The sequence below is a fragment of the Massilia sp. H6 genome (genome assembly GCF_024802625.1).
Lineage (GTDB): Bacteria > Pseudomonadota > Gammaproteobacteria > Burkholderiales > Burkholderiaceae_D > Telluria.
In genome coordinates this window covers 1,185,497-1,205,014 of sequence record NZ_CP103371.1, presented here as the reverse complement: position 1 = coordinate 1,205,014, position 19,518 = coordinate 1,185,497, and the positions used below count along the sequence as shown (strand labels likewise).

General features: G+C 62.8%; 20 protein-coding genes. 11 read left to right on the top strand and 9 right to left on the bottom strand.

The genetic code is table 11. From position 1 onward, the window contains the following. Nucleotides 1–182 precede the first annotated feature (182 nt). Together pilB and NRS07_RS05435 are read left to right on the top strand one after the other, a co-directional pair. Nucleotides 183–1,946 carry a type IV-A pilus assembly ATPase PilB gene (pilB, locus tag NRS07_RS05440; protein WP_259211659.1) on the top strand — a complete coding sequence of 588 codons (1,764 nt, stop codon included), beginning with the start codon at nucleotides 183–185 and terminating at the stop codon, nucleotides 1,944–1,946. 7 nt (nucleotides 1,947–1,953) lie between these two features. Further along, nucleotides 1,954–3,189 (top strand): type II secretion system F family protein, encoded by a 1,236-nt coding sequence (locus tag NRS07_RS05435; RefSeq protein WP_259211658.1) that lies wholly within the window; start codon nucleotides 1,954–1,956, stop codon nucleotides 3,187–3,189. An 8-nt stretch (nucleotides 3,190–3,197) separates the two neighbouring features. Here the strand turns inward: NRS07_RS05435 and NRS07_RS05430 are convergent, their stop codons facing one another. Together NRS07_RS05430 and NRS07_RS05425 are read right to left on the bottom strand one after the other, a co-directional pair. After that, the gene (locus tag NRS07_RS05430; RefSeq protein WP_259211656.1) at nucleotides 3,198–4,589 is read right to left on the bottom strand and encodes a S8 family serine peptidase; all 1,392 of its coding nucleotides are present in this window, start codon (nucleotides 4,587–4,589) and stop codon (nucleotides 3,198–3,200) included. A 150-nt stretch (nucleotides 4,590–4,739) separates the two neighbouring features. Further along, nucleotides 4,740–5,537 carry an MBL fold metallo-hydrolase gene (locus tag NRS07_RS05425; RefSeq protein WP_259211655.1) on the bottom strand — a complete coding sequence of 266 codons (798 nt, stop codon included), beginning with the start codon at nucleotides 5,535–5,537 and terminating at the stop codon, nucleotides 4,740–4,742. A 111-nt stretch (nucleotides 5,538–5,648) separates the two neighbouring features. Between NRS07_RS05425 and NRS07_RS05420 the strand changes: the two genes are divergently transcribed. The 5 genes from NRS07_RS05420 to yacG all read left to right on the top strand — a co-directional run bounded on the left by NRS07_RS05420 (nucleotide 5,649) and on the right by yacG (nucleotide 9,340). Then, entirely contained in the window at nucleotides 5,649–6,746 is a 1,098-nt protein-coding gene (locus tag NRS07_RS05420; RefSeq protein ID WP_259211654.1) for a GlxA family transcriptional regulator, read from the top strand. A 44-nt stretch (nucleotides 6,747–6,790) separates the two neighbouring features. Continuing rightward, nucleotides 6,791–7,663: an A24 family peptidase gene (locus NRS07_RS05415; RefSeq protein ID WP_259211652.1), complete on the top strand. Its 873-nt coding sequence runs from the start codon at nucleotides 6,791–6,793 to the stop codon at nucleotides 7,661–7,663. A gap of 1 nt (nucleotide 7,664) precedes the next feature. Continuing rightward, a complete protein-coding gene (coaE, locus tag NRS07_RS05410; protein WP_259211650.1) occupies nucleotides 7,665–8,282 on the top strand; it encodes a dephospho-CoA kinase in 618 nt (205 codons plus the stop codon). Between the two features lie 94 nt (nucleotides 8,283–8,376). Further along, complete coding sequence (gene zapD / locus NRS07_RS05405; protein ID WP_259211648.1) at nucleotides 8,377–9,132, top strand: cell division protein ZapD; 756 nt, start codon at nucleotides 8,377–8,379, stop codon at nucleotides 9,130–9,132. Nucleotides 9,133–9,157: 25 nt separating this feature from the next. Next, a complete protein-coding gene (yacG, locus tag NRS07_RS05400) occupies nucleotides 9,158–9,340 on the top strand; it encodes a DNA gyrase inhibitor YacG (RefSeq protein WP_259211647.1) in 183 nt (60 codons plus the stop codon). 20 nt (nucleotides 9,341–9,360) lie between these two features. Here the strand turns inward: yacG and NRS07_RS05395 are convergent, their stop codons facing one another. From NRS07_RS05395 to argJ, 3 genes are read right to left on the bottom strand one after another with little or no spacing between them, the layout of a single operon-like run. Continuing rightward, nucleotides 9,361–9,780 (bottom strand): NUDIX domain-containing protein, encoded by a 420-nt coding sequence (locus tag NRS07_RS05395; RefSeq protein ID WP_259211646.1) that lies wholly within the window; start codon nucleotides 9,778–9,780, stop codon nucleotides 9,361–9,363. Next, nucleotides 9,773–10,663: an ATP-binding protein gene (locus NRS07_RS05390; protein WP_259211644.1), complete on the bottom strand. Its 891-nt coding sequence runs from the start codon at nucleotides 10,661–10,663 to the stop codon at nucleotides 9,773–9,775. Before NRS07_RS05390 ends, NRS07_RS05395 begins: the two co-directional genes overlap by 8 nt. Before the next feature lie 4 nt (nucleotides 10,664–10,667). Continuing rightward, complete coding sequence (argJ, locus tag NRS07_RS05385) at nucleotides 10,668–11,906, bottom strand: bifunctional glutamate N-acetyltransferase/amino-acid acetyltransferase ArgJ (protein ID WP_259211642.1); 1,239 nt, start codon at nucleotides 11,904–11,906, stop codon at nucleotides 10,668–10,670. Nucleotides 11,907–12,275: 369 nt separating this feature from the next. On the opposite strand from argJ, the gene NRS07_RS05380 reads away from it, so the two are divergent. Next, nucleotides 12,276–13,001: a transglycosylase SLT domain-containing protein gene (locus NRS07_RS05380; protein WP_259211641.1), complete on the top strand. Its 726-nt coding sequence runs from the start codon at nucleotides 12,276–12,278 to the stop codon at nucleotides 12,999–13,001. Between the two features lie 21 nt (nucleotides 13,002–13,022). Continuing rightward, nucleotides 13,023–14,030 carry an N-acetylmuramoyl-L-alanine amidase gene (locus NRS07_RS05375; RefSeq protein WP_259211639.1) on the top strand — a complete coding sequence of 336 codons (1,008 nt, stop codon included), beginning with the start codon at nucleotides 13,023–13,025 and terminating at the stop codon, nucleotides 14,028–14,030. 45 nt (nucleotides 14,031–14,075) lie between these two features. On the opposite strand, the gene NRS07_RS05370 is transcribed toward NRS07_RS05375, so the two are convergent. Next, entirely contained in the window at nucleotides 14,076–14,561 is a 486-nt protein-coding gene (locus tag NRS07_RS05370; RefSeq protein WP_259211637.1) for a winged helix-turn-helix transcriptional regulator, read from the bottom strand. A gap of 102 nt (nucleotides 14,562–14,663) precedes the next feature. On the opposite strand from NRS07_RS05370, the gene NRS07_RS05365 reads away from it, so the two are divergent. Continuing rightward, nucleotides 14,664–15,953 (top strand): D-amino acid dehydrogenase, encoded by a 1,290-nt coding sequence (locus NRS07_RS05365; protein WP_259211636.1) that lies wholly within the window; start codon nucleotides 14,664–14,666, stop codon nucleotides 15,951–15,953. Nucleotides 15,954–16,707: 754 nt separating this feature from the next. Here the strand turns inward: NRS07_RS05365 and NRS07_RS20335 are convergent. Both NRS07_RS20335 and NRS07_RS05360 read right to left on the bottom strand, forming a co-directional pair. Next, nucleotides 16,708–17,109, bottom strand: a complete 402-nt coding sequence (locus NRS07_RS20335) for an energy transducer TonB (protein WP_373889857.1) — start codon at nucleotides 17,107–17,109, stop codon at nucleotides 16,708–16,710. Between the two features lie 278 nt (nucleotides 17,110–17,387). After that, the gene (locus NRS07_RS05360; protein WP_259211635.1) at nucleotides 17,388–17,603 is read right to left on the bottom strand and encodes a hypothetical protein; all 216 of its coding nucleotides are present in this window, start codon (nucleotides 17,601–17,603) and stop codon (nucleotides 17,388–17,390) included. Between the two features lie 228 nt (nucleotides 17,604–17,831). On the opposite strand from NRS07_RS05360, the gene NRS07_RS05355 reads away from it, so the two are divergent. Beyond that, nucleotides 17,832–18,992 (top strand): IS30 family transposase, encoded by a 1,161-nt coding sequence (locus tag NRS07_RS05355; RefSeq protein ID WP_259211634.1) that lies wholly within the window; start codon nucleotides 17,832–17,834, stop codon nucleotides 18,990–18,992. Nucleotides 18,993–19,073: 81 nt separating this feature from the next. Here the strand turns inward: NRS07_RS05355 and NRS07_RS05350 are convergent, their stop codons facing one another. Then, nucleotides 19,074–19,490 (bottom strand): hypothetical protein, encoded by a 417-nt coding sequence (locus NRS07_RS05350; RefSeq protein WP_259211633.1) that lies wholly within the window; start codon nucleotides 19,488–19,490, stop codon nucleotides 19,074–19,076. Nucleotides 19,491–19,518 lie beyond the last annotated feature (28 nt).

Below are 19,518 nucleotides of genomic sequence, written 5' to 3'. Positions count from 1 at the left end.
TTGTCGGCCCCACCACAAGCCTTGTCGGCCTCACCACAAAGCACTTGCCTGCCGAGCCATTGTCGTGGTACGCACGCATCGACACCAGAGCAAATCCTTTACAAATTTGATGCTCGTAGGCATCATCAGGCAATCCTTTCGGTATCGTTTCCGCTTTTTCACGTCCCCTTTCCACGGCTCCCATGGCAGCAGTCTTTCCCAACTCGACCACTGGCACGCAATTGTCCGCGCCATTGTCGGCGCAGATGTCGGCCCAGCTGCCGGCACTGGCGCGCGCGCTGGTCCAGGCCAGCCGGTTGAGCGCGGGTCAGGCCGACGCGCTGCAGAAAAAAGCGGCAAGCGACAAGACCGCGTTCATCGACATCCTGCTCGACAGCGGCATCATCGACCCGGCCAGCCTGGCGAGCTTCTGCGCCGAGACCTTCGGCTATCCGCTACTGGACCTGTCGAGCTTCGCACCGGAAGCCTTTCCGCTGGCCGCCATCGACACCAAGCTGATGCAGGCCCAGCGCGTGATTGCCCTGGCCAAGCGCGGCAACAAGATGTCGGTGGCGCTGTCCGACCCCACCAACACCCAGGCCCTGGACCAGATTAAATTCCAGAGCGAAGCGGCGGTGGAGCCGGTGATCGTGGCCCACGACATCCTGCTCAAGCTCCTGGCCGGACTGGCCAAGAGCGCCGAGCAAAGCCTGAACGACCTTGCCGGCGAAGAAGCGGCCATTGAATTTGCCGAGGAAGACACCCAGGCTGCCGCCCCGCTGGACGCGCCGAGCGATGTCGAGGACGCGCCGATCGTGCGCTTCCTGAACAAGATTCTGATGGATGCGGTGCAGATGGGCGCCTCGGACATCCACTTCGAACCCTACGAAAAATACTATCGCATCCGGCTGCGCGTGGACGGCGTGCTGCGCGACCATGCTGCGCCGCCGCTGTCGATCCGCGAAAAGCTGGTCTCGCGCATCAAGGTGCTGGCCAAGCTCGACATCTCCGAAAAGCGCGTGCCCCAGGACGGCCGCATGCGCCTGATCATGGGCCCGACCCGCACCATCGATTTCCGCGTCTCGACCCTGCCGACGCTGTTCGGCGAAAAGACCGTGATGCGTATCCTCGACGCCACCCAGGCGCAGATGGGCATCGACGCGCTCGGCTACGACGCCGACCAGAAGGCGATGCTGCTCGAAGCGATCTCGCGCCCCTACGGCATGGTGCTGGTCACCGGCCCGACCGGCTCGGGCAAGACCGTGTCGCTGTACACCTGCCTGAACGTGCTCAACAAGCCCGGCATCAACATCTCGACCGCGGAAGACCCGGCCGAGATCAACCTGCCTGGCGTGAACCAGGTGAACGTCAACGACCGCGCCGGCCTGACCTTCCCGGTGGCCTTGAAATCGTTTTTGCGCCAGGATCCGGACATCATCATGGTCGGCGAGATCCGCGACCTCGAGACCGCCGACATCGCGATCAAGGCTGCCCAGACCGGCCACATGGTGTTTTCGACGCTGCACACCAACGACGCGCCGTCGACCCTGACCCGCCTGATGAACATGGGCGTGGCGCCGTTCAACATTGCCTCGTCGGTGATCCTGATTACCGCGCAGCGCCTGGCGCGCCGCCTGTGCACCTGCAAGCAGCCACTCGACACCAGCCGCGAGGCGCTGGTGGCGGCCGGCTACCGCGACAGCGACCTCGACGGTGGCTGGAAGCCCTATGGCCCGGTGGGCTGCGACCGCTGCCTCGGCTCGGGCTACAAGGGCCGGGTCGGCATCTACCAGCTGATGCCGATCACGCCCGCGATCGAATCCTTGATCCTGACCCACGGCAATGCGATGGAAATCGCCGCCCAGGCCGAGAAGGAAGGCGTCAATTCGCTGCGCCGCTCGGGCCTGATGAAAGTGAAACAGGGGCTGACCAGCCTCGAAGAAGTGCTCGGCTGTACCAACGAATAGGATTCTTATGGCAACCTCCCTACCATCCCGGAGCCGCGCCGGCGCGCAGGTCAAGGAATCGGTCTACGCCTGGGAAGGCAAGGACAAGACCGGCAAGACCGTGCGCGGCGAACTGCGCGCCGGGGGCGAGGCCATCGTCAACGTCACGCTGCGTCGCCAGGGCATCCTGGTCACCAAGATCAAGAAAAAGGCCTACCGCAGCGGCAAGAAGATCACCGACAAGGACCTGACCCTGTTCACGCGCCAGCTGGCCACCATGATGAAGGCCGGCGTACCGCTGCTGCAGGCTTTCGACATCGTCGGCAAGGGCCATGGCAATCCGTCGATGTCCAAGCTGATCATGGACCTGCGCAACGACGTCGAGACCGGCACCAGCCTGAACAACGCGTTCCGCAAGTACCCGCTGTACTTCGACCCGCTGTTTTGCAACCTGGTGGGCGCCGGCGAACAGGCCGGCATCCTGGAAGACCTGCTCACCCGCCTGGCGATCTACAAGGAGAAGACGCTGGCGATCAAGGCCAAGATCAAGTCGGCCCTGATGTACCCGATCTCGATCCTCGCGATCGCCTTCCTGGTCACGGCCGTGATCATGATCTGGGTGGTGCCGGCCTTCAAGGACGTGTTCAAGAGCTTCGGCGCCGACCTGCCGGCGCCAACCCTGATCGTGATGGCGATCTCGGAATTCTTCGTCACCTGGTGGTACCTGATCTTCGGCTCGATCTTCGGCGGCCTGTATTTCTTCTTCCAGGCCTGGCAACGCTCGCTCAAGATGCAGCAGGCGATGGACCGCATCCTGCTGCGCCTGCCGATCTTCGGCGCCGTGATTCGCAAGGCCACCATCGCGCGCTGGACCCGCACCCTGTCGACCATGTTCGCCGCCGGCGTGCCCCTGGTCGAAGCGCTCGACTCGGTCGGCGGCGCCTCGGGCAACGCGGTCTACCTGGAAGCGACCCGCAAGATCCAGAACGAGGTCAGCACCGGCACCAGCCTGACGCTGTCGATGCAGAACGTGAACGTGTTCCCCAACATGGTCATCCAGATGGTCCAGATCGGCGAAGAATCCGGCTCGCTCGACGCCATGCTGGGCAAGGTGGCCGACTTCTTCGAAGAAGAAGTCGACGAAGCTGTGGCCGGCCTGTCATCGCTGATGGAGCCGCTGATCATGGTGATCCTGGGCGTGCTGATCGGCGGCCTGGTGATTGCGATGTATTTGCCGATCTTTAAGCTGGGCTCGGTGGTGTAAGCGGGCGGTCACACCTGCGGCGCCTGCACCATGCCGGCGCCCGTATCATAGAGGTCGAAACCCGGCACGAACACTGCGGTACTGGCCGACGCGAACAGGTTTGCGCTCAGCAGCATTGCGTTCAACTGCCCTTGCCGCTTCAGCTTTTCCGCCCACAAGGCGGCGACCCCGGCCACATGTGGCGCCGCCATGCTGGTGCCGCTCATGGCTACCAGGTCGCCCCCCGGGCGTGCCGACACGATGTCCACGCCCGGCGCGCAGATGTTCGGCCCGGTGTTCGAAAAGCGCGCCACCGCCATCCTGCTCGTGTTGCCCTCTGCATGGCCGACCGCGCCAACCGACATGAAGCCTTCGGAATTGGCCGGTGGCGTGACCGACAACTCGTATTCCGGTCCGGCCGTGCGGTCGGTGTCGTTGCCCGCTGCGGCGATGAAGATCGAGGGCGAGCCGAACACGCTCTTGGCCTTGATCGACAGGGTGACGGTCTCGAACAGCCTGACCGTGGCGCGGTAGGCCTCGAGCGCGCGCGACATCGCCACCCGTTCGGGAAGGCGATCCTCCATGCGCTTGGCCAGCGCCGTGAAATCGATCCCAACCGACATCGAGATCACGTTCGCGCCGTTTTCCGCTGCCCACTCCATCGCCTTGGCCAGTCTGGCGCTCGTGCCACCGCCCTTGCTGCCGATGATCTTGCCGATCAGCGCACGCTGGACGCCCGGCGCGATGCCGATGCGCCCGAACGGGCCTGCACGGCCAAAGATGGTGCCGGCGCAGTGGGTGCCGTGGCCGAGTACGTCGCCATTGCCTTCGTCGGTGAAATCTTCTTCGATCAGCTCGATTCCGGCAAATGCCGGGTGGGTGCGGTCGATTCCCGTGTCCAGTACCGCCACCACGATACCTCTTCCGTCATACGGCGAAGTATCGGCGCGCACCGCTTGCACGCCCCACGACGCATGCCCCAGGGCCAGCGGCACGGCCACGGCGCCGCTCATGTCGTGCACTTCCTTGAGCAGGGAGATCGGCACCGATTCGGCCACTGCCAGTACATCGGCCGCGCTCGATACATAAGGAAGGGCGTTGCGTTCAAGCGTCTTGACTTCGATCTTTACCGCCGGGACGGGGGCCGCCATGAAAGGTGTCAGCGCCGGCGTGGGCAGAAACGCCGATTCGGCGCCGATGGCCGACCCTGCCGGCGCACCGATCAGCCGGCCAGAGCGGCCTCCGGAACCGAACAGGTCGTTCGGCGATGCCGCCAGATTGCCGATGTTACGCAAGAAATCCTGGGCCGACGCCGGGTCGGGCGCCAGCGGATAGCCCCCGTCCCGGCCCGTGGCGGCACCGGTAAAGACATCGCGTGTATTTCCCTGGTTGGTGCGCAAGACGATGTATTCGGCTTTCATGATGGTCCTCGTAGTGTGGCCCCGCAACGCGGTATATCACTACGACAGCGCCGCGGTCTCCAACAGTCCAACCCGAGTTTGTCAGCCGTTTGCGCTTGCGCAAACCTTCGTTCGTTAAAGTCGGGCAGGCCTGGGCCATTCATGCTGCATCTAGGCAACCGCCTTCCAGGGCTCGAAAGCGATCGTCTCGCCGTCTTGCGGAATCGACAAGCGCCCCGCCACGCCGGCTCGCTGCGCGGCGCTGCGCAACTGGGCGCGCTGCACCGGGCAGTGACTCAGGGCTTCCAGGTGGTTGGCCAGTACGCGCCCGCTGGCGATGCGCGTCAATTCAATGACCTCGTCCGTTCCCATGATGATGTCGCCGCCAAGGTCGAAATGCGCGCCACCGGCCGGCACCACGCACACCTGCGGCTGGTGGCGCCGGACGAACTGGCGCACCTCGTCGGTCAATACCGTGTCGCCCGACAGGTACAGGCTCGGTTCGCCCGGCATCTCGATAAAATAGCCAACCCCGTGTTCCATCACGGTACCGACCAGGCCAAGGCCATGGGTGCAGCGCACGGTGCGGATCTGGCCGCCCAGGAAAGCTTGCGGCTGTGCGTGGTCTGCCGCCAGCGGCAGCACATGCAGACCGCGCGCGCTCAGGTGCGCAAGGTCGTGCGGCGTGCAGATCACGGGAATCTGTCGCTCGCGCAGCCAATGCTTCGCAGCACGATCGAGATGATCGAAATGCCCTTTCTGGCAATGCGTGATCAGGCAGTGGGTCACGGTGTCCAGGGCCGAAGCCGCATTGGCGGGCAGTTCCACGGTCGGGTTGCGCAGGCGCCGGCGCACGAACAGGCGCAGCGGTGGCAGCGCATCCTTGCGTGCCAACATTGGGTCGACCAGAATGTTGTACCGACCGACGTGCACAATGATGGTGGCGTTTCGCAACTGGGTGATGCGCATGGATGACTTCCTTTCAAAATGGGGCTGGTGGCGTCGATAACAGCGATTTTCCCCTGCTTTCAACGTCGATGACATTGGCCATATCGCTAAAAATCATGGCAATATGGCCAAATGACAACCAGAAAAATCGATGTGCTGGCCTACGCTGGCTGTATGGGCATGGAAGTGTTCGGCCTGTGCGACACGCTGCTGCTGGCCAACCGCGTCGCCGCAGCCATGGCCGGCGCGGCGGCCGAGCCCTTGTTCGAGGTCCGCGTCACCAGCCTTGCAGGAGGTACCGTGCGCGCCGCCGGCGGCCTGGCGATCGGCACTCGCAAGTTTCGGGTCTCGCACAACCTGCTCGTCATACCGGGAATGGACATCGGCGATCGCCATGGCTGTACCCATCCGCAAGAACACCTGGCGGGAGAAGTCAGGGCGATCAGGCGCGCCTTTGCGCATGGCGCGCCAGTTGCATCGATGTGCGTGGGCGCCTTTCTGGTGGCCGAAGCGGGCCTGTTGGACGGGCGCCGCGCCACTACTTCGTGGATGTTCGCCGCCGACCTCGCGCGCCGCTTTCCGCTGGCGCGGGTCGATGCCGCTGCGATGGTGGTCGAAGACGGGGGCGTGACCACCACCGGGGCGTTTACCGCCACCTTCGACCTGGCCATGCAGCTGATCCACGAGGCGGCTACGCCCAGGCAAGCGCGGGCCGTGGAGCGCATGGCGATGCTGCATCGGCGCGTGAGCCAGGCGCCCTACGTCGACACCGGCCTGATCGCAAAGCCGTCTGGCTGCTTCTCTGAAAATGTGCAGCGCTGGCTCGGCGAGCGCCTGGCCGAACCGTACGATCTCGCTGCCCTGGCCGCCGCCTTTCACGTCAGCGCCCGCACCCTGCTGCGCCGCTTCAAGGCGCAAACGGGGCAGACGCCGCTGGCGTATCTGCAGGGCGAACGCATCAACACCGCGAAACGGCTGCTCGAATCGAGGGCGCTGAGCGTGGCACAGATCACCGAACGCGTCGGCTACGGCGACGTGGCAAGCTTCAGTACCCTGTTCAAGCGGCTCGCCGGGCAGTCGCCGGCGCAGTACCGGCGCAGCTTCGACGTGCGCAGCGGTGCAGCAGGCGACGTCGTCACCCCGGCGCCGCCTGCCCTCGCCGCATTGTTCTGCGCCCAACCACCCCTGCAGGCTTCGCCAAATCGCGGCGAAACCTCTACAATAGGTTGATGTAAAGAATCTTTTTTCTGTTTACCTGATTGGACCTTGCCGCCATGCCCCCGGAATCCATCCTGTTCGCGCCGCCTGCCACGCTGGCGGCCACCCTCGTGGCAGCCCTGTTCGGGCTGCTCGTCGGCAGCTTCCTGAACGTGGTCATCCACCGCATCCCCCGGATGATGCAGCGCGAATCCGACAATTACGTGGCCCAGGAAAGCGGCAAGCCGGCGCCCCACCAGGAGCGCTACAACCTGATGGTGCCGCGCTCGAGCTGCCCGCATTGCAGCCACCAGATCACGGCGCTGGAAAACATCCCGGTCATCAGCTGGCTGGCGCTGCGCGGCAAGTGCAGCAACTGCAAGGCGCCGATCTCGGCGCGCTATCCGGCCGTCGAACTGCTTACCGGAACCCTGGCAGGCGTGCTGGTATGGACCTTCGGCAGCGGCATGGCGGGACTGGCCACATTGCTGTTCCTGTTCCTGCTGGTGGCCATGACCTTCATCGACGTCGACACCCAGCTGCTGCCGGACGACCTGACCTATCCGCTGCTGTGGGCCGGCCTGCTGGTGAACCTGCATGGCACCTTTGTGCCGCTGCAGGACGCGGTGATCGGCGCCGCTGCCGGCTACCTGGTGCTGTGGGCGGTGTACTGGCTGTTCAAGCTGGTCACCGGCAAGGAAGGCATGGGCTATGGCGACTTCAAGCTGCTGGCGGCGCTGGGGGCCTGGCTGGGCTGGGCCATGCTGCCGACCATTATCCTGCTCTCTTCGGTGGTCGGCGCAGTAGTAGGCATCAGCCTGATCGTGTTCGCCAAGCGCGGGCGCGACAAGCCGATTCCTTTCGGCCCCTACCTGGCAGCCGCCGGCCTGATCGCCCTGCTCTACGGCAGCGCCATCAGCGCGTGGCTGCAAGGCGTGCTGGTGGCTTGAGATGGCCAACCCACCTAGCACGGCGTTCTCGGTCGGCCTGACCGGCGGCATCGGCTGCGGCAAGACCACCGTGGCCGACATGTTCGCCGCCCTTGGCGCATCGGTCATCGACACCGACGAGATCGCCCATGCGCTCACCGCGCCGCACGGTGCGGCGATGCCGGCCCTGCTGGCCGAGTTCGGCGACGACTTCGCCACCCCAAGCGGCGCCCTCGACCGCGCCCGGATGCGCGAGCTGGTCTTTGCCGATGCCAGTGCGCGGGCGCGCCTTGAAAACATCTTGCATCCACGCATCCGCGCTGCCACGCAGGCCGCGGCCAGCATCGCCGGCGGCGCCTATGTGATGTTCGTGGTGCCGCTGCTGATCGAATCGGGCCAGTGGCGCGAACGGGTCACGCGGGTGCTGGCGATCGATTGCCCGGAACACGTGCAGATCGCCCGCGTCATGGCCCGCAACGGCTTGAGCGAAACGCAGGTACGCGCGATCATGGCGGCCCAGGCCAGCCGCGAACAGCGGCGCGCGGCGGCCGACGACATCATCGTCAACGACGACGGGCTCGACGCGCTGCGCCCCCAGGTGCTCGCCCTGCACGCCCAGTACTTGCGCCTGGCCGGATGAAAACTCGTCAAGTCGATGCAGGATTTGTAATTTTGCGCTGCATGGTTCAGAATCACAGGGTTGCTCTCCAGCCCACATCCAAGGGAATGTTACTTTGATCGTCTACGAATATCCTTTCAACGAGCGGATTCGCACGTTGTTACGGCTGGAAGACTTGTACGAAAAATTCAAGTTCTTCGCGCATCAGGAACATCCGATGCAGCATCACGTCGCACTCGCCACGATATTCGACATGCTGGAAGTGGCCGGGCGCGCCGACCTGAAATCCGATTTGCTGCAGGAACTCGAACGCCAGAAGCAAAGCCTGATGGCCTACCGCAGCAATCCGAACGTGGCGGCCGAGGCGCTCGACGCCGTACTGGCCGAGCTCGATAGCGTGGGCGGCGCCCTGGTCGCGGCGCAGGGGCGTACCGGCCAGAACGTGCGCGACAACGAATGGCTGATGAGCATCCGCGGACGCACCATCATCCCCGGCGGCGCATCCGAATTCGATTTGCCCTCTTACCACGCATGGCAGCAACGCCCGGGCGCCCAGCGCCAGGCCGACATCATGAAGTGGTTCGCGCCGCTGGCGCCGCTGTTCGAGGCGCTGTCGCTGGTGCTGCGCCTGCTGCGCGACTCGGGCGCGCCGGCGGCGATGCTCGCCAGTGGCGGCAGCTATCAGCAGATGCTGCAAGGTAAGGTCTACCAGATGCTGCGTTTGTCGATCGACGAGACGCTGGGCGCGATCCCCGAGATCTCGGCCAACAAATACATGCTGTGGGTGCGCTTCACCAGCCAGGACGGCGACTGCAAGCCCAAGGCACTCGAAGCAGACGTGCCCTTCGAGCTGACCCTGTGTAATTTCTGATGCTTGATTCTTGATTGGTAATGGTATGACTGTCGTTGCGTGCCCAACCTGTGGCAAGAAGGTCGAATGGACCCCTGCCAACAAATTCCGCCCGTTCTGCTCCGAACGCTGCAAGCAGATCGACCTCGGCGCCTGGGCCGAAGAAAAATACACGATACCCGGCGCGGCCCCGAGCGAGACACTGAAAGATCCGCTGGCAGACGACTGACTGCGCCGGCCTCGGCGCCGTCAAGCTTGCCGCGGTGCGAAGCGCACCCGGTCCAGCCACTCCAGCAGCGGAATGGTCGCTGGCAGCAGCGGCGCCACGCTGTACGCGCCCTGCCAGGCAAAGGCCTGCCCTTCCAGGCCTTGCGGCTCGCCTTCCCAGGCGCGGCAGATGTAGAAATACAGGCGTACATGGGCGTGCTCGTACACGTGCTCGACGCAGCACCATGGTTCTCCGCTGAGCACCCGCACGCCCAGTTCCTCGACGAACTCGCGCTGCAGGGCGTGAAAGATATCCTCGCCCGCCTCGACCTTCCCGCCCGGAAATTCCCAATAGCCCGCATAGGGCTTGCCCTCGGGCCGCTGGCCCAGCAGCACGTCGCCGTTGGGGCGCATCAGGATGCCAACTGCAACGTCGATCGGTGTTGCTGGTGCTTTACTCATTGTTTCCATCGTCCGGCATTTTGCCGGCATAGTCTTTCGCAAACTGCCAGGCCACGCGCCCCGAGCGCGAACCGCGCTGCAAGGCCCATTGCAGCGCCGCCGGCCGCGCCGCCTCGATCTGCTGCGGCGTACAGCCCAAGCTGGCCAGCCAGTGCCCGACGATGCCGAGATAGTCGTCCTGCCTGAACGGATAGAACGACAGCCACAGGCCGAAGCGCTCCGACAGCGAAATGCGCTCTTCCACTGTCTCTCCGGGATGCAGGTCGCCATCTTCGCCGTGGCGGTAGCTGGCGTTGTCCGACAGCTTCTCGGGCATCAGGTGGCGCCGGTTCGACGTGGCGTAGATCAGCACATTGTCCGACTGCGCCGCGATGCTGCCATCGAGGGCCACTTTCAGCGCCTTGTAGCCGGCTTCGCCTTCTTCGAACGACAGGTCGTCGCAGAACACCACGAAGCGCTCCGGACGCCCCGCCACCAGGTCGACGATGTCGGGCAGATCGGCCAGGTCGGCCTTGTCGACCTCGATCAGGCGCAGGCCCTGGCCGGCAAAGTCGTTCAGGCAGGCCTTTATCAGCGACGACTTGCCGGTGCCACGCGCGCCGGTCAAGAGCACGTTGTTGGCCGGTCGGCGCGCCACGAACTGGCGGGTGTTCTGCTCGATCTGGCGCTTTTGCGCATCGACGTGCTGCAAGTCTTCCAGGCGGATGGTCGAGGCATGCAGCACCGGCTGCAAGAAGTGCCCGCCGCCGCTGGCGCGCTTGCGCCAGCGGAAGGCGACGCTGCGTTTCCAGTCAGGCTCGCGCGGCGCGCCCGGCGGCAGTACCGCTTCCAGCCGCCCCAGCAGGGCTTCGGCGCGGTGCAAGAATTGCTCCAGCGGCGTCATGGGGTCACGAACGGTAATCGGCGTTGATCGTCACGTAGTCGTGCGACAGGTCGCAGGTCCAGACGGTGGCCGCGGCCTGCCCGCGTCCGAGCGTGACGCGCACGGTGATCTCGGACTGTTGCATGACGCGCTGGCCGTCTTGTTCCTGGTAGTCCGGATTGCGCCCGCCATCCCTGGCGACCCAGACGTCGTCCAGGTAGAGGTCGAGCTTGGTCACATCGAGATCGTCCACGCCGGCATAACCGACCGCGGCCAGGATGCGGCCCAGGTTCGGGTCCGAGGCGAAGAAGGCGGTCTTCACCAGCGGCGAGTGGGCGATCGCATAGGCGATCTGGCGGCATTCGTCGATGTTGCGGCCCTGCTCCACCGTGATGGTGATGAACTTGGTCGCGCCTTCGCCGTCGCGGATGATCTGCTGCGCCAGGTTGCGCGAGATGTCGGTAACGGCGTCTTTCAGAGCGGCGTAATCCGGGGAGTCGACCGAATCGACCACCAGGCTGCCGGCGCCGGTGGCGACGATGATGAACGAGTCGTTGGTCGAGGTGTCGCCGTCGATCGTGATGCTGTTGAACGAATGGTCGGCCGCGTGCCTGACCAGTTCGTCGAGCACCGGCTGCGCCACCCTGGCGTCGAGCGCCAGGTAGCCGAGCATGGTCGCCATGTTCGGCCTGATCATGCCGGCGCCCTTGCTGATGCCGGTCATGGTCACGGCGTGCCCGCCGATGGTCACGCACCGCGACGCCGCCTTGGGCTGGGTGTCGGTGGTCATGATCGCCTCGGCGGCATTGAACCAGTTATCCAGCGTCAGGTTGCCGATCGCGGCCGGCAGGCCGGCGACGATCTTCGGCAGCGGCAGCGGCTCGAGGATCACGCCGGTGGAAAACGGCAGCACCTGTTGGGCATCCAGGCCGAGCAGCTTTGCCACTTCGGCACACGTCGCCTGCGCATTGGCCAGGCCCGATGCGCCGGTACCGGCATTGGCGTTACCGGTGTTGACGACCAGCGCGCGGATCGGCTTGCCGCCCGCCTTCATCGCGGCCAGGTTGGCCTGGCTCACCTGGACCGGCGCGGCGCAGAAGCGGTTCTTGGTAAACACCCCGGCCACGGTGGCGCCTTCGGCCAGCTTCATCACCAGCAGGTCCTTGCGATTGGGCTTCTTGATGCCGGCTTCGGCATAGCCGATCTCGATACCGTTGACGGGTTTCAGGTCTGCTGCAACTGGCAGGGGGGAATTGACGGCCATGGCGATCTCGTGTTCGAAGAATGGTGAATTCGATATTGTACTGCCAGCGGCGCCTGCCGCGAGCCGGGCAGCGACTGACGGCCGGCATAAGAAAATGCAGGCATGGCGCATGGGGCGATAACCGCCATTTAATGCCCATTAATCCAGGCTCATGGCGCGTTCAGGGGGGTGTCTTGCGCACGATTCATTTTTCCCATAAATATTGTTTTAAATCAATCTCTTACGATTTGTGGATCAGGACTGTGCATATACTCGACATGCGCCAAAAGCAGACCTGCAGCGGCATGCCGTTTCGCCGTGTTCCAGCCGTCTTTTGGGCACCCGCCCGGGCACCCCGCCGGGGCATATCCTATAAGACTGGAGACAACAATGAAGCACACCGTAAAGGCGCGGCTGCTGGTCGCGCTCTGCGCCGCCCTGGCAGGCGCGCCGCTCGCATTCGCGGATGGCAAGCCGGCCGAGCTGACCGTGTCGGCCAAGCAGTACCAGCAGTATTTTAAAGACGCGTCGAAAGAATTCGACGTGCCGGTGGAGTTGCTGCAAGCGATCGCCTACGCGGAGACGCGCTGGCATCCGCACGTGCCCAAGGGCCAGCGCAAGAACAACGGCGAGCCCGAGGTCGAGGTCGAATCGCACCACGGCATGCCGATCAGCTACGGCATCATGGGCCTGCGCAACGACGCCCATTTTGGCCAGTCCCTGATCCAGGGCGCGGCGCTGCTGCGGGTCACGCCAGAACAGGCGGCCACCGACACCCGCACCAATATTCGCGCCGCCGCCGCCCTGCTGGCCCGGCACGGCGCCCGCAAGAACAAGGCCTTCCCTCTGGCCGACTGGGAAAGCGCCGTGGCCCGCTACAGCGGCATTCCCCAGCCCGAGATCGCCCAGATCTACAGCTACGAAGTCTTGACCGCGATCCGGCAAGGCCGCCGCAGCGACAAGTTCGAGATCGACCAGAAGCATGTCGAGATGGAGAAAGCCTACGGCAAGGACAAGCTGAAAAAACTGTCCGCACGCCGCATCACGATCGAAACCGGCACGCCCGACCCGAAGATTTCGGCGCCCGATTTCAACGACAGCCCGACCAAAAAATAACAAGTCCACGGAGACGACACCATGAAAACCATGTTCAAGGGCTTGCTCGCAAGCCTGTGCATTTTTGCGTCGGTCCAACCAGCGCTTGCCTCGACCGACTATCCGCCGGCCGTCTGGAACCCGGCCGCCAGCTGTAATTATTCCAGCCGCAGCGCCGCCATCAGCCATGTCGCCGTGCATACCACCCAGGGCTCGTATGCGGGCTCGATCTCGTGGTTCCAGAACTGCAGCGCCGGCGTCAGCGCGCACTACGTCATCCGCTCGTCGGACGGCCAGGTAACGCAGATGGTGAACGAATCGGACAAGGCCTGGCATGTGGGGAACTCGAACAACTATACCGTCGGCATCGAGCACGAGGGCTATGTCGCCAACCCGTCGGTCTGGTACACCACCGCCATGTACAACGCCTCGGCCGCGCTCACCCGCGACATCCTCGCGTCGCGCAGCCTGGCGCAGAAGGTCTATAACGGCAGCAGCGGCTGGAACGCGGTGCCGGCCGATTCGCTGTACAACGTCAAGGGCCACGTCAACTACGCCAGCCAGAGCCACACCGACCCCGGTTCGGGCTGGGACTGGCCGCGCTACCAGTCGCTGGTCGCGGGCAGCAGTGGCGGCGGAGGTGGCGGCAGCGCTACCTGGCCGCTGGTCCAGTACGGCAATTCCGGTGAGCGGGTTCGCACCATCCAGTACCTGCTGCAGCAATGGGGCTACGCGCTCACCGTCAATGCCAGTTTTGATACCGCCACCCAGAACGCGGTGAAGAACTTCCAGTCCTCGCATGGCCTGGGCGCGGACGGCATCGTCGGCAACGCCACCTGGCCGGCGCTGATCATCCTGACCCAGCAGGGCGACTCCGGCGCCAAGGTGCGCGCGGTGCAAAGCCAGCTCAATGAAAGCGGCGCGGGCATCGCGGTGGACGGCGCCTTTGGCCCGGCCACGGCGACCGCGGTGCGCAATTTCCAGACCTCGAAGGGACTGGCCGCCGACGGCGTGGTGGGCGAAGCTACCTGGAACAAGATGGCCTGGTAGGGATGTTTGACAGCGTGGGCGCCCCGGCGCCCACGCTGTCGTTTATCAGCGCGGAATCGACAGCGCCAGCGTTTCCTTGAGCTCTTCCATCACCACATAGCTCTTCGACTGGCCGGCGTCGGCCACGTGCAGGATCTCTCCCAGCAGCCGGCGGTATTCCGACATTTCGGCGATGCGCGCCTTGATCAGGTAATCGAAGTCGCCCGACACCAGGTGGCATTCCATTACCTCGGCGATGCCCAGCATCGCGCGCCGAAAGCGGTCGAACGCCTTTTCGGATTTCTGGTGCAGCGTGATCTCCACGAACACCAGGATCTGCAGTCCCATCGCCTGCGGATTGATCCGAGCATGGTAGCCGGCGATCACGCCGTCGCGCTCCATTCGCTTGACCCGCTCGATGCAGGGCGTCAGCGACAAGCCCACCTGCTCGGCCAGGTCTTTCATGACGATGCGCGCATCGTCCTGCAAGATGCGCAGGATGTGCAGGTCGATCTTGTCGAGGACACGGCTGGAATTCTTCTGGACGCGCATGATTTATCACTAAAAACCGGTGTAATAACAGGATCAATTATTCCACCACCCGCGGTAGGATGGCAATCTTTTCTAAATCCCGCATTTTCTCCAGGAATTTACATGCGCGTTCTCGTATTGGGCAGCGGCGTGGTCGGCGTGACCACGGCTTATTATCTGGCCAGGGCCGGCCACGACGTCACCGTCGTCGACCGCCAGCCCGGCCCCGCCCTGGAGACCAGCTTTGCGAACGCCGGCCAGATCTCGCCCGGCTACGCCTCGCCCTGGGCCGCGCCCGGCATTCCGCTCAAGGCCGCGGCCTGGTTGTTCCAGCGCCATGCGCCGCTGGCGTTCCGCCCGGACGGCTCGCTGTTCCAGCTGCAGTGGATGTGGCAGATGCTGCGCAACTGCAGCGCCGAGCGCTATGCGGTCAACAAGGAGCGCATGGTGCGCCTGGCCGAGTACAGCCGCGACCGCATCCGCGCACTGCGCCTTGAAACCGGCATCGAATACGAAGGCCGCGACCAGGGCACGGTGCAGCTGTTCCGTACCCAGAAGCAGCTCGACAACGCGGCGAAGGACATCGCCATCTTGCAGCAGGCCGGCGTCGAGTACGAGCTGCTTACCGGCCGCGACCTGGCCCGGGCCGAGCCGGCGCTGGGCGCGCACGCCTCGCTGGTCGGCGGCCTGCGCCTGCCAAACGACGAGACCGGCGACTGCCAGCTGTTCACCACCCGCCTGACCGCGATGGCGCGCGACCTCGGCGTGCGCTTCGAGTTCGACACCAGCATCGACGCGCTGCACACGAGCGGTGGCGAGATCACTGGCGTGCAGACCGCCAAGGGCGTACTTACGAGCGACCGCTACGTGCTGGCGCTGGGCAGCTATTCGCGCCTGCTGCTCAAGGGCCTGGTCGACGTGCCGGTCTACCCGCTCAAAGGATATTCGATCACGGTGCCGGTCCTGGAGCCCAGCCGCGCTCCGGTATCGACCATCCTCGACGAGACCTACAAGATCGCGGTGACCCGCTTCGACGACCGCATCCGGGTGGGCGGCATGGCTGAAATCTCTGGCTACAGCACCACCCTGAACCCGGCCCGCCGCGAGACCCTGGAAATGGTCGTCAACGACCTGTTCCCGGGCGCCGGCGACACCAGCCGCGCCGTGTTCTGGACCGGCCTGCGCCCGATGACCCCCGACAGCACCCCGGTGGTCGGCGCCACGCCGCTGCGCAACCTGTTCCTCAACACCGGCCACGGCACCCTGGGCTGGACCATGGCCTGCGGCTCGGCCAGCGTGATCGCCGACCTGGTCAGCGGCAAGCAGCCGGAGATCCGGGCCGACGACCTGGCGGTGTTCCGTTATGCGGGCAATGGCGCGCGTGGTGGCGAACTGGAGTTGGCGAAGGCGTAAATCGGGCGTTGGCGGTGTTCGTTGACGCTCAGTGTGCGCATGCAAAATTGGGGGGGGAGAACAATGCCCATGGCAGTGTTCCCGCCTTCGCCGGTAGCCGTAGGTGTTGGCTAATAATCAAGGCTGCCACTAGCTCTCCTGTGGAGCCGACCGATTCTGGCGGATGGGCCTTTAAGCCCAGCTTAGTAGGTCGCCAGGGTTGTAAGATCGCGGACGGTCATGAAGGACCGGATCCGACCCAAAGCTGTCATTTCACCTGATGTCGCTTAATGGAGTTGAGACTGGATCGAAGGCGAGATCCGGTCAGATAACCGACGCTGACTTTCGCGAATCCTGCAGCAAGGGCGAGGACGGAGCTTTGCAAATACGCCTGTGTTGCGTAAAGCAGCGTTGATAGCCAACCTATGATCAGGACAAGGCATTCTGCGACTATCGAGGGAAGTAGCAGGGCTCGCCCTAGAACAAAGCCCAAAACTAAACTCGTGCCCCCTACTGCGGCAAAAATCGGTACGACTATCCCTGAGAACGAGTAGAGATTAGGACTCAGCGACAACGCAATGGCGATTGCGATTGATGTAAGAGCTGCGCTGAAAATCGCTGCTAGCGGGTACATAGTTCTCCAAGGAAGACAGCGTTAGAGTCTGCTTGTTGCCGAACCCGGCCGTTCGGCTCAGCATAGCACTGTGTCAGTCTGGAAAAGTAACGGACGATCACGACCGACCGGAATCGACCCGAAGCGGACACTTGGTCTTCTTTATGGTTTCCAGACGTATTGAATCGGAAGCCATTTCTCGACAGCTTTTCCATCCTCCAAGAGGGGTTTAAAGCGGCACTTAGAGAGTCCTACGAGCGCAGCCTCATCCAGTGCTGGGTAACCGGATGATTTGTGGATTACTGCCCGTTTCACATAGCCGTCCGTGCCTACAAGGAACCGAAGCCCGGTTACCCCTTGATGATTCTGCTTAAGCTCGTGTTCAGGGTACTCAGGGCGGTCGCAGATCTTCCTAACGTTTCCGGCTGCTTCGGCAGTGGTCTCGACCGGAGTACTCTTGTCGCTAGCCCCCGCATTAATCGGTGCGAACACGGACCCGACACTAGCAAGAATCAGGACTTTTACAGCCGAATAAGCAATGTTTATCACCCGATTTCCTTTCATAGTTTGACAGTGCCTGCTTCTGTATGAACGTCCGCTGTTGGCCGAAGCCGGCCGTTCAGCTCAGCTTAGAATCTTGCTAGGACAAAAAAGTCTCGGACGGTCACGAAGGGCAGGAACCGCCCCAGGCTGTGTAAAAACGCGAAGTCGCCGCCATGCCGACGGCACGCGACCACTTAAAACGCGCGCCATGGCGTTTTCTCGATGCCGGAAATGGTGAAGCGACCCCTGAAAACACGCGGATCTCACGTTTTTACACAGCCTGGCCCCAAAGCGGACGGTTATGCATTGTCAACTGACGAACTGCCGCCCAACTTCGACTCTAATTCCTGTACGCGTTCGCGCAATGCAACTACAGGCGCCTGCGACAACCAAATAATGCCGATAGCGAATGCAACAATCGCGATCATAGACATTTCACCCTCAATTCGGTGCCCAATGTAAATACCTCCAAGGCCCACCAAAAAAGCTCCTGCCAGAATCATCAATTTTGACAACACCTTATCCCCAGTATTCGTTATGGCTCACTACACAGTATAGTTTCGGACAACCAAAGTGTGTCGACATTGACGGGTGCGAATGACCGCTCTTGGCCGAACTCGGCCGCTAAGCTCGGCATAGCAGTCATCACGGCCAAAAAATCGCAGACTGTCACGAAGGACCGGATCCGACTGTGGATTCAACCGGTGAACGCAACACTCTAAGACTTATGGAGGAGTGTTCACATGAAACGGAAACCTCGCATCTATTACTCAGATAATCAGAAGGCACTGATGTGGGAGCGATGGCGCCAGGGCGATGCGCTTCAAAAGATTGCCCAGCTGTTTGACCGAAACCACTCGTCAGTCATGCGGATTCTGGCCGAAACAGGTGGAATATGTCCAGCACAACGATGTCGCTCACGCTTGGCGCTAACGGCGGCCGAGCGCGAAGAAATATCCCGCTCGGTCGTAGCAGGCTGTTCCATCCGCTCGATCGCCGCGTCGCTCGGCAGATCACCTTCGACAGTGTCTCGCGAGATGAAGCGAAATGGCGGTCTGGAAGGATATCGCGCAAACCAGGCCGACCAACGTGCCTGGGATCGAGCGCGGCGTCCCAAGCCGTGTAAGCTGGTGGTGAATCGAGCGCTGGCTGACATCGTCGCCGGCAAACTCCAGCTGCACTGGTCGCCCGAGCAAATAGCCGGCTGGCTAAAGCAGGTGTACCCGAGTGACGAGGACTGCCAGGTGTCACACGAAACCATCTACCGTAGCCTCTATATTCAGGCCCGTGGCGCCCTGAAAAAGGAATTGCTGGAGCACTTGCGGCGCAGCCGGAACATGCGTCGCTCCCGCCATCACACGCAAAAAACCGACAACCACGGCAGGATCGTTGACACCGTTTCGATCAGCGAGCGTCCCGCTGCTGTCGAGGATCGCGCGCTACCCGGGCACTGGGAAGGCGATCTGCTGTTCGGTAGCCACAACAGCCAGATCGCTACACTTGTCGAACGTCAGACACGCTACGTCATGCTGGTAAAAGTGGCCGGCAAAGATACCGCATCGGTGATCGACGCACTCATCAGCAATGCGCGTAAACTGCCACAGGAGCTCTATAAATCGTTGACCTGGGACCGCGGGAAGGAAATGGCTGACCATAAGCGCTTCACTCTGGACACCCATATCCAGGTATATTTTTGCGATCCTCACCATCCTTGGCAACGCGGCTCGAACGAAAACACCAACGGACTCTTGAGGCAGTATTTTCCGAAAGGCTTAGACCTCTCGGCGTATCCACAGGAGAAGCTCGATGAGGTGGCAAGGCAGCTGAACGAGCGGCCCAGGAAGACACTCAACTACGAAACACCCGCGCAGCGATTTCATGAGTGTGTTGCATCGACCGGTTGAATCCACAACCCATTGCAGACATTCGACAGCAGGACTATTCGCCCTTAAACAGAGCGGTTCTTGGCTGTGTGCGAGAGATAGTTAGGGTTTAGTCGCCCAGATCCCTTTGGAAATCAACACAATTGTTTTGAATCTCGATGAATCGGTTGAACATCCAGACCATGGGCCAGCGGTTGACGAAGGCTGCACTGCATATATCAACTCGCTGTGTGCACCTTTGGACCTCCAGGTGTAGCGTCCAATATCATCCCGAGCCGTTGGTTGACCGAACTGCACCTGGTAGAACTGCGCAACTTTGTCCATATCCTCATGGAGACCGAATGCCTGCCAGTCGATGTGTATAGGCTTGGCGGAAGCATCGCCAACGACATGCTCTCCACACATCAGCACGGCTCCGGCCGGCAGCTTCGTACTGCCGACGCTGTCCGATTGCTCAGCAGCCGCAGCGCAGCCGTAACCTGCAAAAATTAGCGTCAGAAAAATTCGATACGGTTGCATTGTCTTACCTGTTAGGGCTGTTGAACGA

Excerpts from the sequence above, each read along its gene's own strand:
- NRS07_RS20335 (WP_373889857.1), bottom strand. The coding sequence starts at position 17,109 with ATGAAAGGAAATCGGGTGATAAACATTGCTTATTCGGCTGTAAAAGTC.
- argJ (WP_259211642.1), bottom strand. The coding sequence starts at position 11,906 with ATGGCCGTCAATTCCCCCCTGCCAGTTGCAGCAGACCTGAAACCCGTC.
- NRS07_RS05425 (WP_259211655.1), bottom strand. The coding sequence starts at position 5,537 with ATGCGCATCACCCAGTTGCGAAACGCCACCATCATTGTGCACGTCGGT.
- NRS07_RS05355 (WP_259211634.1), top strand. The coding sequence starts at position 17,832 with ATGAAACGGAAACCTCGCATCTATTACTCAGATAATCAGAAGGCACTG.
- NRS07_RS05380 (WP_259211641.1), top strand. The coding sequence starts at position 12,276 with ATGAAGCACACCGTAAAGGCGCGGCTGCTGGTCGCGCTCTGCGCCGCC.
- yacG (WP_259211647.1), top strand. The coding sequence starts at position 9,158 with ATGACTGTCGTTGCGTGCCCAACCTGTGGCAAGAAGGTCGAATGGACC.
- pilB (WP_259211659.1), top strand. The coding sequence starts at position 183 with ATGGCAGCAGTCTTTCCCAACTCGACCACTGGCACGCAATTGTCCGCG.
- NRS07_RS05415 (WP_259211652.1), top strand. The coding sequence starts at position 6,791 with ATGCCCCCGGAATCCATCCTGTTCGCGCCGCCTGCCACGCTGGCGGCC.
- NRS07_RS05420 (WP_259211654.1), top strand. The coding sequence starts at position 5,649 with ATGACAACCAGAAAAATCGATGTGCTGGCCTACGCTGGCTGTATGGGC.
- NRS07_RS05365 (WP_259211636.1), top strand. The coding sequence starts at position 14,664 with ATGCGCGTTCTCGTATTGGGCAGCGGCGTGGTCGGCGTGACCACGGCT.
- NRS07_RS05375 (WP_259211639.1), top strand. The coding sequence starts at position 13,023 with ATGAAAACCATGTTCAAGGGCTTGCTCGCAAGCCTGTGCATTTTTGCG.
- NRS07_RS05390 (WP_259211644.1), bottom strand. The coding sequence starts at position 10,663 with ATGACGCCGCTGGAGCAATTCTTGCACCGCGCCGAAGCCCTGCTGGGG.
- NRS07_RS05435 (WP_259211658.1), top strand. The coding sequence starts at position 1,954 with ATGGCAACCTCCCTACCATCCCGGAGCCGCGCCGGCGCGCAGGTCAAG.
- coaE (WP_259211650.1), top strand. The coding sequence starts at position 7,665 with ATGGCCAACCCACCTAGCACGGCGTTCTCGGTCGGCCTGACCGGCGGC.
- NRS07_RS05370 (WP_259211637.1), bottom strand. The coding sequence starts at position 14,561 with ATGCGCGTCCAGAAGAATTCCAGCCGTGTCCTCGACAAGATCGACCTG.
- NRS07_RS05395 (WP_259211646.1), bottom strand. The coding sequence starts at position 9,780 with ATGAGTAAAGCACCAGCAACACCGATCGACGTTGCAGTTGGCATCCTG.
- NRS07_RS05350 (WP_259211633.1), bottom strand. The coding sequence starts at position 19,490 with ATGCAACCGTATCGAATTTTTCTGACGCTAATTTTTGCAGGTTACGGC.
- NRS07_RS05430 (WP_259211656.1), bottom strand. The coding sequence starts at position 4,589 with ATGAAAGCCGAATACATCGTCTTGCGCACCAACCAGGGAAATACACGC.